Source organism: Hymenobacter sp. YC55 (genome assembly GCF_029433095.1).
Classification (GTDB): Bacteria; Bacteroidota; Bacteroidia; order Cytophagales; family Hymenobacteraceae; genus Hymenobacter.
Genome location: NZ_JARNTX010000001.1, coordinates 1,004,039 through 1,017,112 on the forward strand (window position 1 = coordinate 1,004,039; position 13,074 = coordinate 1,017,112).

At 57.2% G+C, this 13,074-nt stretch carries 15 protein-coding genes; 2 read left to right on the plus strand and 13 right to left on the minus strand.

Features of this window, described 5'->3' with window-relative positions; all coding sequences use genetic code 11:
* Positions 1–28 precede the first annotated feature (28 nt).
* From P1X16_RS04295 to P1X16_RS04335, 9 genes are all read right to left on the minus strand, one after another.
* Positions 29–340, minus strand: a complete 312-nt coding sequence (locus P1X16_RS04295; protein ID WP_277226621.1) for a hypothetical protein — start codon at positions 338–340, stop codon at positions 29–31.
* Between the two features lie 255 nt (positions 341–595).
* On the minus strand, positions 596–1,348 hold the full coding sequence (locus P1X16_RS04300; protein ID WP_277226622.1) for a LytTR family DNA-binding domain-containing protein: 753 nt from the start codon (positions 1,346–1,348) through the stop codon (positions 596–598).
* A gap of 25 nt (positions 1,349–1,373) precedes the next feature.
* Complete coding sequence (locus P1X16_RS04305; RefSeq protein WP_277226623.1) at positions 1,374–2,465, minus strand: histidine kinase; 1,092 nt, start codon at positions 2,463–2,465, stop codon at positions 1,374–1,376.
* A gap of 30 nt (positions 2,466–2,495) precedes the next feature.
* Positions 2,496–3,080 (minus strand): hypothetical protein, encoded by a 585-nt coding sequence (locus P1X16_RS04310; protein ID WP_277226624.1) that lies wholly within the window; start codon positions 3,078–3,080, stop codon positions 2,496–2,498.
* 102 nt (positions 3,081–3,182) lie between these two features.
* The gene (locus P1X16_RS04315) at positions 3,183–4,136 is read right to left on the minus strand and encodes an alpha/beta hydrolase (protein ID WP_277226625.1); all 954 of its coding nucleotides are present in this window, start codon (positions 4,134–4,136) and stop codon (positions 3,183–3,185) included.
* 138 nt (positions 4,137–4,274) lie between these two features.
* Positions 4,275–4,826 (minus strand): hypothetical protein, encoded by a 552-nt coding sequence (locus P1X16_RS04320; RefSeq protein WP_277226626.1) that lies wholly within the window; start codon positions 4,824–4,826, stop codon positions 4,275–4,277.
* Between the two features lie 113 nt (positions 4,827–4,939).
* Complete coding sequence (locus tag P1X16_RS04325) at positions 4,940–6,151, minus strand: PQQ-dependent sugar dehydrogenase (RefSeq protein WP_277226627.1); 1,212 nt, start codon at positions 6,149–6,151, stop codon at positions 4,940–4,942.
* Positions 6,152–6,219: 68 nt separating this feature from the next.
* Positions 6,220–6,831 carry a hypothetical protein gene (locus P1X16_RS04330; RefSeq protein ID WP_277226628.1) on the minus strand — a complete coding sequence of 204 codons (612 nt, stop codon included), beginning with the start codon at positions 6,829–6,831 and terminating at the stop codon, positions 6,220–6,222.
* A 176-nt stretch (positions 6,832–7,007) separates the two neighbouring features.
* Entirely contained in the window at positions 7,008–7,583 is a 576-nt protein-coding gene (locus P1X16_RS04335) for a hypothetical protein (RefSeq protein ID WP_277226629.1), read from the minus strand.
* A 215-nt stretch (positions 7,584–7,798) separates the two neighbouring features.
* Between P1X16_RS04335 and P1X16_RS04340 the strand changes: the two genes are divergently transcribed.
* Complete coding sequence (locus P1X16_RS04340; RefSeq protein WP_277226630.1) at positions 7,799–9,931, plus strand: TonB-dependent receptor; 2,133 nt, start codon at positions 7,799–7,801, stop codon at positions 9,929–9,931.
* A gap of 70 nt (positions 9,932–10,001) precedes the next feature.
* On the opposite strand, the gene P1X16_RS04345 is transcribed toward P1X16_RS04340, so the two are convergent.
* The 4 genes from P1X16_RS04345 to P1X16_RS04360 form a co-directional block, all read right to left on the minus strand.
* On the minus strand, positions 10,002–10,823 hold the full coding sequence (locus P1X16_RS04345) for a universal stress protein (protein ID WP_277226631.1): 822 nt from the start codon (positions 10,821–10,823) through the stop codon (positions 10,002–10,004).
* A gap of 83 nt (positions 10,824–10,906) precedes the next feature.
* Positions 10,907–11,437, minus strand: a complete 531-nt coding sequence (locus P1X16_RS04350) for a GNAT family N-acetyltransferase (protein ID WP_277226632.1) — start codon at positions 11,435–11,437, stop codon at positions 10,907–10,909.
* A 243-nt stretch (positions 11,438–11,680) separates the two neighbouring features.
* The gene (locus P1X16_RS04355; protein WP_277226633.1) at positions 11,681–11,965 is read right to left on the minus strand and encodes a hypothetical protein; all 285 of its coding nucleotides are present in this window, start codon (positions 11,963–11,965) and stop codon (positions 11,681–11,683) included.
* Positions 11,966–12,014: 49 nt separating this feature from the next.
* Positions 12,015–12,560 (minus strand): hypothetical protein, encoded by a 546-nt coding sequence (locus P1X16_RS04360; protein ID WP_277226634.1) that lies wholly within the window; start codon positions 12,558–12,560, stop codon positions 12,015–12,017.
* A gap of 154 nt (positions 12,561–12,714) precedes the next feature.
* Between P1X16_RS04360 and P1X16_RS04365 the strand changes: the two genes are divergently transcribed.
* Entirely contained in the window at positions 12,715–12,996 is a 282-nt protein-coding gene (locus tag P1X16_RS04365) for a GNAT family N-acetyltransferase (RefSeq protein WP_277226635.1), read from the plus strand.
* Positions 12,997–13,074: the final 78 nt, after the last annotated feature.

Below are 13,074 nucleotides of genomic sequence, written 5' to 3' on the forward strand. Positions count from 1 at the left end.
GCAATGCTCATCAAGAGGTAAGAAGGGGCTAGATGATGTTGCGTAGATCGTTGCGTAGGTTCTCAATGCCGTGCCATATCTCAGACCACGCGCTATGGTCTTGGTCGGAGGGTTTTGCATCGTGAGCTGGCTCTGGCCCTAGCTGCTCGGCTAGTTTGTTGCGCTTCACTTCCAAAGCCGCTATGTGCTCGTGGTAGGTGTGTGGTGCCCCGGCCGTAGTGGCGTGTGCGCGGTTACGTAGCGTCTTGATTTTAGTGTCGAGGTCGTCGAGGGCTTGGCGGATGTCCTTGTCGGAGAGGTGCAAAGGCACGCGGGCGTGCTGCGGAGAAGTAGTAGACATGGCGAACAGCTGGTAGGTTTTAGATGCGGATAGAATAAGATACAGCTTTTGGCGCGCAAAGGATACGCTGTCTTGCGTAATACGAGCCTACTAACGTTCTAACAGCAAGCAACCTTCAATACGCATGAGCTTGGTTGTCATTCTACTAGCGCGTGCATTGTTTGCAAAGACCAAGGCCGACTTCTGCTTTACAACAACGCTTTAGGACATCAATTGAATGGTAGCCCCCATCAAGTTTTGGTGGGTATGATAAAGCTACAAGCTCAACAATTCACGAAACCGGATGGATTGTTGGCGCGAAACTTCCACTTCAGGCCCCCCGCGAAGCTGGATTTTCAACGAGTTACTAAACCAGGGCTCGATGTTATCAACCCATTTGAGGTTGATGATTTGCTGGCGGTTCGCCCGGAAAAATACGCGCGGGTCGAGGCGCTGCTCTAAGTGCTGCAAGGTGCGCGGAATAAGCGGACGGTGCTGGTCGAAGTAGATTTGGGTGTAGCTGCCGTTGATTTCGAAAAGCCGAATGTCGGTCAGCCGCACAAACCAGCATCTCTCCCCATCTTTCACAAACACTTGGTCGTGTTCGGTTAGGGGGGTGGGAGCGGGTTCTGCTAGTGCGGGAGTGGACACGGGAACCGCATCGGCCGAGGCAGCAGAACCTAATTTGAGGCGGGCCTTGCTCAGTGCAGCTGCCAGTCGGCTGGCCTCGATGGGTTTGAGCAGATAGTCGAGGGCGTTGACCTCAAAGGCACGAAGGGCATACTCGTCGTAGGCAGTAGTAAAAATGACATGGGGAGCGGCTTCGAGTGAGGCCAACAGCTCGAAGCCGGTTTCGCCGGGCATATGGATATCGAGGAGGAGTAAGTCGGGCTGTAGTTCCTGAATTCGGGTGCGGGCCTCGGCGGCGTGTCGCGCTTCGCCTACTACGGCCACGTCGGGGAAGGCTTGCAGCAAGTGGCGCAGCTCGGTACGGGCCAAGCGGGAATCATCAACGAGAAGGATGTTCATGCGGAAGTTAAGGTAAGCAGCAGAATTAGGCAGTAAGAACTGCCGTGGTAACATGCACGGGCACGCGCAGCTGCGCCACTACTGTTTCGGTGGTTGCCTCATCGTTGCCGAGGTGCAGCGTGGCGGCGCTACCGAAAAGCAGGGCTAGCCGCTCGCGGGCATTGCGTAGGCCTACACCCTCGTGATTAGGCTTGGGCTGGTAGCGGCCGGTGTTGCGCACGGCAATGTGCAGCTGGGCAGTAGCCGCATCGAGCTGGGCCGTAAGCTGAATGCTGCCGCCTTCGGGGCGGGGCGCAATGCCGTGCTTGATGGCATTTTCGACGAGCAGTTGCAAGGTCATAGGCGGGATGAGGACGGGCAGCGCCGCTGGGTCCACGTCGAGCGAGTAGGTGAGGCGCTCTTCCAGCTGCATAGCCTCCAGCTCCAGATAATGCCCCACAATTTCCAGTTCCCGGCTCAAGGGCACCCGCTCGGCGCTGTTGAGTTGGATGGAATAGCGCAGCAAATCGGAGAGGTGCGTAATCATGTCGCGGGCCCGGGCGGGGTCTTCCATTACCAGGGCCCGAATGTTGTTGAGCCCGTTGAACATGAAGTGCGGGTTGATTTGGGCCTTCAGGGTGCGCATTTCCGCTTCCTGCACGGCAGCGCTTAGCTTCCATTTGTCTACCTCGGCTTGCTTGTAGCTGGTTAGGTAGTGCCACCCCAAGTAAAAGCCGGCCCACAGCCACAGCAAGATGTTGACGTTGATGGCATAGCCTATAAACTGGGGCCAGCCCTGCGGTTTTCCATTGCCAGTGGGCTGAATCACCAAGATGATAATCGCCCAAATGATGACCTGGCTAATCACGGCTAATACGGCGTGCGTCACCAATAAGCGGCCTAGCAACGGCAAGGGCGGCAGTTGTTCCCAGCGGTTGGCCCGAATGTGGTAGCGCAGCCAGTGGGTAATGGCCAACATAGTGGCGGCGATAACCAAGTTGATGGTTAGCATCTCGCGGGAGCGGACTCCCATAAAGGCGAAAGCTGCTACGGAAATCAGAAAATACAGGCTCCACCCGAGTAACTGACACCACCAGTACAGGCGGCTGGGCGGCGGAACGGCGGCGTACGAAAACATAAGGATGGAATAAGAGCAGCGGTGCTCAAGTTACTCGGATTGCCTTACCAAGAGAAGGTACACTTTCTGGTTTCGGCGATACGAAACATAAAGCAGCCCGCCCAAAACTGCCAATGAGCAGACCATAAAAACCGGCACCAAGTACAAGGTTGCTTCCGAAGTACGAACCCCGATCAGCAGGCAACCTATAGAAATAACGCCGGCCATAATGGCAAAAGGCTTGGCCTTGTAAAACCAGGCGTAAGGAAAGAAATGAGCCCCCGTAATGATGCCGTACGTCATGATAAAATACGCAGGATACTTGCTGTACATGAACATCAGAATGGGGAAGTAAAACAGCTGCGCAAAATTCAGCCACAAACCCAACGGCTGGAGTGGGTTGCGCGCAATACTCCAGGTGGTGCCCAAGACTTTGGAAAAAAGCCACGCTAGCGGCAGAGTGGCCGCGCCCACAAAAAACGTAATAAACCCATTTAGCCCCGGCGTATTAGGCAGCGTCCAGACGAAGGCAATAGCCGCCCAAACCAGGCTGGCGGCTACAATGAAATCCAGCCCATTCTTGGCTTTCACCGACAGTTCGAGCTGTAGCGCGGCAAATTCTTTTTCGAGTAGCATAGTGGATCGATGGAGGTGCTTGAAGAAGTAGTAGGTGAAATATGCGGGTCGTGGCGAGTTCGGCAGAGGCACCAAGCCCACCACGACCCGGAAGCCCTGACTCTACTTCTTCGCCACTTTGTTTTGCCCTAAAAACGCATCGGCCTGCGCGAAAAACCAGTTGGTGTCGTCGTACATGAGGAAGTGCCGGCCGGCTTCCGACATTTCGATGCGGTGCTGAGGCAACTTGGCATATTGCTGCTCGAAAACGGCCTTGGTGCTTTCCTTGGTGGAGCCGTACTGCTGGTAGGCTGCCCAGGCCCCGAGTACCAGCACCGGCTGCTGAATGCGGGCAACGTCTTGGCGCAGGTCGGTGGTGTACATATCGTACATGGCTTGGCCCACGGTGGCGGGGTCGGAGAGTTGACCCCAACGAGCAAGCTGAGCTTGGCGGGCCGTATCCGTCACGAGGCCAGCTACCATTTGGCGCTGCATAGCGGGTGCCATCTTGCCTTTGCTGGTTTGCTGGCGCATACTCTCGGCCATTGGTTTGGCCGCTTCAACTGTGAGGGCGGGGTTTTGCACGGCAGCCATGAACGGCAACGAATCGACAATTACCAGCGGCCCAAGGGCGGTAGGCTCTGCCACGCTCATCCACAGGCCCATGAACCCACCTAGGCTGTGGCCTACTACCACCGGCTTGTCGAGCTTCTGCGTTTTGATGTAAGCCAGCAGTTGGTCGCGCACGTTGAGCAGCAATTGGTTGGTGTTGGCCGCGGCCGTGGTGCCACCAAAACCCGCCAACGATACCACGTGGCACTGATACTGTTTTTGATAATGAGCCACCGTTTCGTCCCACACCGCGCCGGGGCAGGTCAGGCCCGGAATCAAAAGCATGGGCCGGCCTTTGCCCACCACGCGTACCGTGAAGTTGGGATGGGCTGCGGGCACGTCAGCACCAAGAATTGAAGTAGACGCTGTTTCACTTACCGCCGCGGGTGTGGCCGCAAAGGAAGTGCTGGCTAGCAGCAGGGCGGTGCAGAAGGAAAGGGGGCGGATGCAGGCGAGCAGGTTCATTGGAAAGCCAGAGGATTTGGTGAATTGATAGACCAAACCTAGCCTCTTGCCCTGCCTTTTGAAACGGATTTTCAGCGAACGGTAAATCGGCCGGCTGAACTGCATTACGCACTAGTTGAAATACCAGCGCCTCCTAACTCAGCTGAACGTGGTTGGTACGCCCAACTCACGCGCCAGAGGCGCGGCCGCCGAAGCGTAAAGTAGCGTCAAGACTTCGTTGAGGGCCGAACTGAACTCCAGATGATAGTCTTCGTGTAGCTTACCGATTTGCTTGAGCACGTCGTGGGTGCGGCGGGCCAGGTGCTGGAGCAGCGGCTGGGTGGGGCCGTGCAATTGCGCAACGGCGGCGGGCTGGTGGCGGAAGATGTTGGTGAGCAAGCGCAGCGTCAGCTCTATCTCGCCGAAAGTGTCGCCGGTGATGCGAGCATGATAAGCAAGCCGGGCTTGTAGCTGCCGCACAATGTGCAGCAGGTCGTTGGGGGTTTGGTGGTAGCCGCGCACGGGGTCGTCTACCTGCGTACGCAGCCGTTCCCGCCTAATTTCCAGCGCATCTTCCCCCTCCAGTAACCGAAACGTAAGCTGCTCGGTCAGCACAGAATCTTGGGCGACCAGGCGGGCCAAAAGCTGGTCTTTTTCGCGTTGGGGAAGGGTAAATAAGGCTTTGCGCAGATCGGGAGAAAGGGCGGGCATAAAGAAATAAAAGGCAGCTGTTGCTCTAAAAACAAAACTAGAAACTAAAAGCTCCCTTCCTTCTTGCAAGGAGGGGAGCTAGATTTAGCATCTTTCTTCTAACACACTCGCTTTTAGCTCTTTTTCTTTGGGGCGACTTTGTTGCCGGTATACGCCACCCGATAAATAACACCGTTGTCATCGTCAGACACCAGCAACGAACCGTCGCTGGCTTGCACAATGGCGCAGGGGCGGCCAAACTCCGACTTGCCGCCTTCTACCAGCCAACCCGTCACGAAATCCTCGAACTGTTGGGGTTGGCCTTGCTCGTTGAAGTGCACCCGCACGATTTTGTAGCCCGACGGCTGCGCGCGGTTCCAGGAGCCGTGCATAGTTACGAAAGCATCATTTTTGTATTCAACTGGCAACTGCTGGCTACGGTTGAAGACTAGGCCCAATGGGGCCGAATGCGCTTTGTAGAGCAACAAAGGACGCACTGCTTTAGCATCGAACTGCTCGTAGGTTTCGCCGCTCTTGGGCTTGTTGGCAGGGTAGGGCTTGCCGTCGGCGATGATGGAAGGCCAGCCGTAGTTGGCGCCCTCCTTGATCTGGTTGAACTCTTCCTGCTGGTCTTCGTCGCCGAGCCAGTCGATGCCGTGGTCCATGCCGAAGAGGGCTTTGGTGGTCGGGTGCCAGTCGAAGCCGATGGTGTTGCGCAGGCCGGTAGCGTACACGCGGCGGCCCGAGCCATCGGTGTTTATTTGAAGTAGGGTGGCATTTTCGGGGTTGTCTTCGTCGCAGGCGTTGCAGGTGCTGCCTACCGAGAGGTAGAGCTTGCCATCGGGTCCGAAGTTGAGAGTGCGGTTGGCGTGCTGGCCAGCGTCGGGCAGGTCTTTGTAGAGCGTCTTTAGCTCACCTAGCGTGCCATCGGCCTTCACGTCGGCCACGTACAGTTCCCGCACGGCGGCAATGTAGAGCTTGTTGTCCTTGAGCGCTAAGCCGTGCAGATGCGCGCGTTGGGCTACCTGTTTGGTTGTTTCCACCTTGCCGTCTTTGTTGGCATCGCGCAGCAAGGTCACAGTGCCTTTCACGCGGTTAGAGACGTACACGTCGCCGTTGGGAGCGAGGGCAAGCATGCGAGGCATATCCAATCCCTCGGCGTATTTGCTGACGGTGAAACCAGCCGGAACGGTCAAGGCCTTTACACGCTCCTCGGTAACGGGAAGTTTCTTAGGCAAGTAGATGTTGCCCGTCATCTTGAATGGTGTGCCTTCCGGCGGTACGTTTTGAGCAACGGTAGCATAGCCAGCCAAGCAGGCAACAGCAAGTAAAGCAGTTGTTTTCATGAGTTGAGGGAAGCAAAACAGTAGTTCCGTTCAACTGCTTTTGTCGAGCTTGGGTTACGGCTGAGCTTCTAGCCAGTCCGATGCTGGCGGTACAGGCGAATAACGGAAAGAGCGGCAATCAACAATAGCAGGAGCGTGGTGTTGCGCCAGTCTGGTTGAAAAAGGGGGAGATAATTAGTTGGAGAAAATAAAGCTGTTATCCAGCTGAAAAATTGCTGGGTAGCCGATAGCTTATCGTAAAAAACGTCGGGGCCAGAAGGAAGCTCATTATCTGAATTTGCGATGGTGATAAGGTTTGGTAAGGGTTTAGAAGTAATTGCGTATAGCGTTATGGGTTGATGCCTAATATCCAGCCAATACATTTTCAAATGTATGTTTTCGGCCCAATCCAATACTTTCACTAACTGAGAATAATTAGCATGATTAGGCAGCACTATGCTCATTCCCGCATCATGGTTTGAGGCTGCATTAAGATTATTAGCTGTGATTGTTGCTAGTCGATAAGCAAATTCATCATGCCAGTAACTACCCGTTAAATTAATTATGTGCCAGGGCCGAAATTTTAAAAGCTCCTGCTGAGAAAGACAATAAGGCATTTGATGCAAAGCAGACCAACGTCTTAACTCCCGTGATTTATCGGAATCTGTTATGGTACTATTACATAGACTGTATTCGGGCATGTGCACTGGGAGTACGTGTTCTATTTGGACTCCCCGCATACGCGGCAGCATCACGCACCCCAACCACAATAGCCACGCCAGCGCCAGCAGACCCGGCGGGAATAGTAAAGGCCGACGGTGACGGCGGGGGAGATGAAGCGAAGCAGTCATTAGTCGGATATTGAAACAAGAATGCGCTACTCTTCCTGCAGCCACCATTGTCCGAGTGCTACAAGCAGCCAGACACTTAGTCCGGCGAGCAAAACGGTGCCCCAAGCTTGGCTCTGCAAGTGACTATTGATACGGTCGAGCCAACGCCTTACGCCTGTGGTAGCAGCAGGAGGTATTTCAGCAGGCGAAGTTTCGGCTTCAGCAGTAGCGTCAAAACCTACCGGGCGGCGAAGTGGAAGCACGTATAGCGTCGTGACCCAAGAGTGGATGTCGATAAAATACTTAGGTATATTATATTGATTAAGCTCATCCAGCGCATCTACCAAACTTCCATAGCGGGCTTGGGTATAGAAGTGGATGCGTAAACCGCTAGTGGTTGAATAATTCTGCATAGCACGCAAATGGCGCTGAATCTGGCGCAACGTACTGCTATCGGCGGCAGCGTTGCCGGTGAAGTCGGCAGCTTGCCAAGCTCCCATCTTTCTGATTTCTCTGGCGGACGGCAGGCAGAAAATGTAATGCTCTTTTAGCTTACCACAAATGGTTGGCATAGTCAGCTGCATCACCGAATAGCGGTGAAGTCGAGGCTGATCAACCAGCACTCTACAGCCTAGTAACAGCAGAAACCCAAGCGCTACTAAGCCGCGGGGCAACAGCAAGGGCCGACGGTGACGGCGGGGCAGATAAAGCGTTGACATGGCAATAGCTGAACAAGGAACTTGCTTGAACCATAGATTTTTAAACACTGATTTCAACCTCGCCCCAACCCTAACCACTGAATAACGGTTAGCAGCATTAAATCTTATATGAGTTTCTGATGCCCTACCGCTACGCCGCGCCACTGTTGCTGCTGCCTACTTCCCTTTTCGCCCAAACCGCCGTTCCTGATACTGCCCGCGCCGTACGCCTACCCGAAACCACCGTGACGGGCTACGGCCAGCAATTGCCCTTGCGCCGCACGGCTGCTGCTGTGGGAGTAGTGGATGCCGCTACTTTCGAGCGTTTTCCGCAGAACGCCCTTACGCAGGCCGTGAATACGTTGCCCGGCGTGCGGCTAGAGGAACGAGCTACGGCCAGCTACCGCCTCAGCGTGCGGGGCAGCACGCTCCGCTCGCCGTTTGGAGTGCGCAACGTGAAGGTATACTACGAGGGTATTCCGTTCACGGAGGCCAGTGGTAGCACTTCTCTTAACCTGCTCGACCCAAGCCAGATTGGCCGCCTGGAAGTGGTAAAAGGACCCACCGCCAGCGTGTATGGCGCTGGTACGGGAGGGGCCGTGCTGCTTGAAAACCGTCGGCCACTGCCCGGTCAGACGCGGGTGCAAGTTGGCTTTACGGCGGGCTCCTACGGCTTGCGCCGGAGCACCGTGGCGGTGGAAAGTGGCACCGCTACCGGCTACTTCCGCGCCCAATACGCCCGCCAGACCCTGGACGGCTACCGCCAGCAAAGTAGCCTCCGCCGCGACGTGCTAGTGCTGGACGGCGAATTGCGGCCCACCGAGAAAAGTACGCTGGCCCTGCACGCCCTCTACACCGACCTCGACTACGAGATACCCGGCAGCCTCACCCGCGCCCAATTCGAGGCCAATCCGCGCCAGGCCCGGCCGGGTACGCCCACCGCGCCCGGTACCGTGGAGCAACAGGCCGGCTACGCCACCCGCACCGCCTTGCTCGGCGGTACCTACGAGTACCGCTTCACCGACCGGCTTGTTAGCCGGACCACGCTCTACGGCACGGGCAGCAACATTGTCACGCCGTTTCTGGTGGATCTGGAGCGGAACACGCAGCTCGGCGGGGGTGGGCGCACGGTGCTTAACTACCGCACGGCACTAGCCGGCAATACGCTGCGGCTGCAAGGCGGCGCGGAGCTGCAAAACGGCTTCGAAACCTCCCGCAACTACCAAAACCGCGGCGGGAACCCCGGTGCCCTGCGCTACGACGATGAAATTCGGGCCGTTACTGGGTTCGTGTTTGCGCAGGCGGATTACGAGTTGCCCGCAGGCTTCCTGCTCACGGCCGGCGCCAGCTACAACCGCCTGCGCTACCGCGTCAACCGCCTGACCGATGCCGTAACGCCACCGTTTGTGGGCTTCCAGTACGAGCGAAATTTTCGGCCCGAAGTTTCCCCGCGCGTGGCCTTGCTGAAAGAAGTTACGCCGCAGGTATCGGTGTACGCCAGTGCTAGCCGGGGCTTCTCGCCGCCCACGGAAGAAGAAATAAGGACTTCCAACGGGCAACTGAACCGTAACCTGCAGGCGGAGCGCGGCACCAGCTACGAGGTAGGCGCCCGCGGTACGCTGTTCAACCAGCAGCTGAAATTCGATGTGGCCATATACGATTTCCAGCTGCGCCAAACCATCGTTTCCCGTACCGACACGGCGGGCGTGCAGCTTTTCGCCAACTCCGGCAACACTCGCCAACGCGGAGCCGAAGTAGCGCTAAGCGGTTGGCTGTGGCAAACAACACCAAACGCGGACGTATCTACTACGGCCGCTACGGCTGGCCCCGCCCCAACGGCGGCCGGACCTTATGGCCTGCGCCTGTGGGCAAGCTACGCCTACAACCACTACCGTTTCGGGCGCTACGAGTCGGCTGGCAACAACTTCAGCGGCAACCGCCTCACTGGCACCGCGCCGCACACGCTCAACACTGGCCTCGATTTCAGCGAAGTACACGGGTTTTACCTCAGTCCCACCGTCAACCACCAAGCCCGCGTGCCCCTTAACGACGCCAACACCGTGGAGGCTGCCGGCTACTGGGCCTTCGCGGCCCGTACTGGCTGGCGCCGCACCCTCGACCGATTGGGCTTGGATGTGTTTGCTGGTATCGAAAACGCCACCAACCGCCGTTACTCTCTCGGCAACGACCTTAATGCGTTTGGCAGCCGCTACTTCCAGCCAGCTCCGGGCCGCAACTGGTACGGTGGTGCGCAAGTGGGCTGGCGGCTGTAGATAAAAAATGAATGGCAGCCTGCAAACGGCGGTCAACCTACGCAAGCGCAGGTTGACCGCCGTTTGCTGTTTAGTCTTTGGCGGACAGCAAAAGCACGGGCACCGAAGTTTGCAGTACCACTTGGGTGGACACACTACGATGGAACAACTGATCCAGGAAACTGCGCCGTCGGGCCACTACCAACAGCAAATCGGCGCGAGTTTCGGTGGCCGCTTGCAGAATGCCCTCTGCCTCGTGGCGGTTGCGTACGCCGTGAGTTTGAACAGCGGGTACTGCACTTGCTAGGCCACTGTCTTGTACGGTAGCAAGAGAAGCAGAGCAATTGTCGCTGTCTTCTGGCTTGGCTACATAGGTTACGGTAAGAGTTGGCGAAAGAGCCAGTAATAGCTGGCGGGTTGCTTCCAGAACTTCCGGGTGCAGGTGAAACGGATGACCATCGGCGGCCAGCGTGACCCGGGCCGGAGGCACGGCCACGGTGGCTCCCACAGGTACAAGCAGCAACGGCACCAAGGTGGCCCGGAGCAGGGTCCGCGGCGTGCTGGCCACTAACTCATCGGAACTGGTAGCGTTGTCGGGCTTGCCTAGCACTACAAGCAAGGGGCGATACTTGGCAACGGCTTGTTGTACGGCCACTGCCACGCTGTCCACTGCTGTTTCTACTACCACCGACGAGGTTAGCGCAGCAGAGCGGCAGGCCAGGTCCGCCGCTATTTCCCCTTCACTCATGTACTGAATATGGCCGTTGAAGGCTTCCGTGTCGAGGAGGGGTTCGCGCCGAATGTGGAGCAATACAAGGGAGGCGCCAAGCGGCACGGCCAGGGCATCGGCGTAGGTGAGGGCCTGGTCGGAAGCGTCGGTGAAATCGGTCAGAACAAGGAGGGTGGTGGGCATAGGGCGGGTGGGGCAGACGGGTATGTTGTATATACGAGTAGCAGGCTCCCGAAGTGATACTACATAGCCCCTGAACTGCTTACTCAGCTCGCACAGCTGGGGCGTAGTGCAGCGGCTCCTACCACGGCGCTACGCCGCTCCAGCAACAGCGTATCGCGCCACACCCCGTGCAACTGCCCAATTCGCTCGCGCCTACCTACTTCGCGGAAACCAGCTCTGGCGTGGATGTTTACGCTGGCGCTATTCTCGGGAAAAATCCCGGCTTGCAGCGTCCAAATCCCGTTCTCTTCGGATTCCTTGATTAAGGCCGCCAGTAACTGATGCCCCACTCCGCGCCCGCGGGCTGCGGCGGCCACGTACACGCTCACCTCGGCCACGCCGCCATACACGCATCGCCCCGACACCGGAGACAAAGCCGCCCAGCCCAGCACTTGGCCGTGACCCGTAGCCTCGTCGTCAACAGCTACCAACCGACTGTGGCGGAGGTGGCTGCTGTCCCATTCCTCCCAGCTCGGTGTTGTGGTGGTGAACGTAGCGTCGCCGGTGGCAATGCCCTCCACATAAATAGTTTGCACTTCGGGCCAGTGCGCGGCCGTCATGGCTTGCAGCTTCATGCTCGATAGAACTTTAGGAGAAGTTTCAAGATGTAGTAGAGCTACCGTGAAGATACAAGCGTAGGTGCATGATTGTAAGAAAAACACGACGGCTAACTGGTACTTCCTACGGCTGTGCTCTTGCCACCGAGCGTGCGCCTGGGTCGCCGGGCATACGAGCAGCAATGCGGTTGACAACTAACACAAAAAAGCCCTCCACAAGTTGTAGAGGGCTTTCGAGGTCATTCAAGACCTGGTTGTGGTTTAGCGGTTGTTGTCGTCGAAAGGATTGTTGAAGCCTGGGTCCGAAAACTCACCTTCTCTGTTGATGGTGTTGGAAGCGTCGGGGCCGTGGTTGGTGTCTTCGGGAATGCCGGTGGTTTCGTCTTCTAGGCGGGCCGAGGTGTCAAGTGTGCCTTCCTCGTCTTTCTTATAGCCGTACAGTTCCTCACGGTGCTTGCGCTGCTCTTCCGTCAGGTTCGCGCCCGAGTTGGAATCGAGGGCTGCTGCCGGGTCCTGGTTCTGGTTTTGATCTTTAGTATCTGCCATGATAGGAGAGGTAAAATGAAGGCAAAGGGTTTACGCGCAACCTACGGTGTTATTTGCCTGGAATGCCAGCGCCTTTGTCGGGGCGCAGGGCACTGAATTCGTCGGGGTTATCGTTGCTGCCGTCGTTGGGGTTGTCGCGCTCCGAATCGTCCGTTTCGGGTTCGGCGCCCGTGCTGTGGTTGGCGGGTTCGTTGGTGCGCCAGTTGCGCGTGCCGCCGCCGTAGCGTGGGTCATCTTTAGCCCAACCTTCGCGCTGGTCTTCGTAGTCGTCGTCGCTCACCCGGTTGGCTTCTCCAGGGTTCAGGTTCTGGGGTACGCTGCCGCGTTGGTTTGGATCGGCGGTGCTAGGTGCCGCTTGCCCATCGGGGTTAGCGCCAGCGCGCCGCTCGGGCTCGGTACCCGCGCTGTTCTGCGCGTCGGGGTGCCCGAAGTCGCCGTATTGTGGAGTGCCAAAAGTCGATTTGTGCGAGATGTGGCTATGGTCGTTGGGGTCGTTTACGCCGCGCTCTATGTTTTCAGGATACTTGTTCGGCGTGTTATTGAAATCCTCGTTGTTCTGCGGATCGACGTTGTTGGAAGTGGGGCTATTCTGCATCAGTGAAAAAGCTGAAGGGTGGGGAACAAGAAAGGCGAGACGTACTCAAGCCTGGAGTGCATACGCAGACTGAGCCATGCACGGTTAGGATACAGCCAAAAAAATCCGGGCTACGTACTCTCTTGTTGCCACTAATTTGCTTGCCATTCACGCTATGTCCATCTCTGTTCAGCACCAACCCGAAGACCAAGAATTCACTGCCACCGTCGATGGCTATACCGCCGAGCTTGCTTACAGCCAGCCTAGCCCCGAAGTCATCGACTTTGCGCACACGTTTGTAGACGAGGCCCTGCGCGGCAAAGGCGTAGGGGAGGCCCTAGCCCGCGAAGGACTCGCCTACGCCAAAGAGCAGGGGTTGCGGGTGCGCACCAGCTGCAAGTTCATGGACGTTTTTGTGAAGCGCCACCCCGAATACCAGGAGCTACTAGACAAGTAACCCGGTTTTGAGTGAAACACACGAGCCCCCTCCTGACGCCAGGAGGGGGCTCGTGTGTTTCCTGTTTATTCTGGCTGT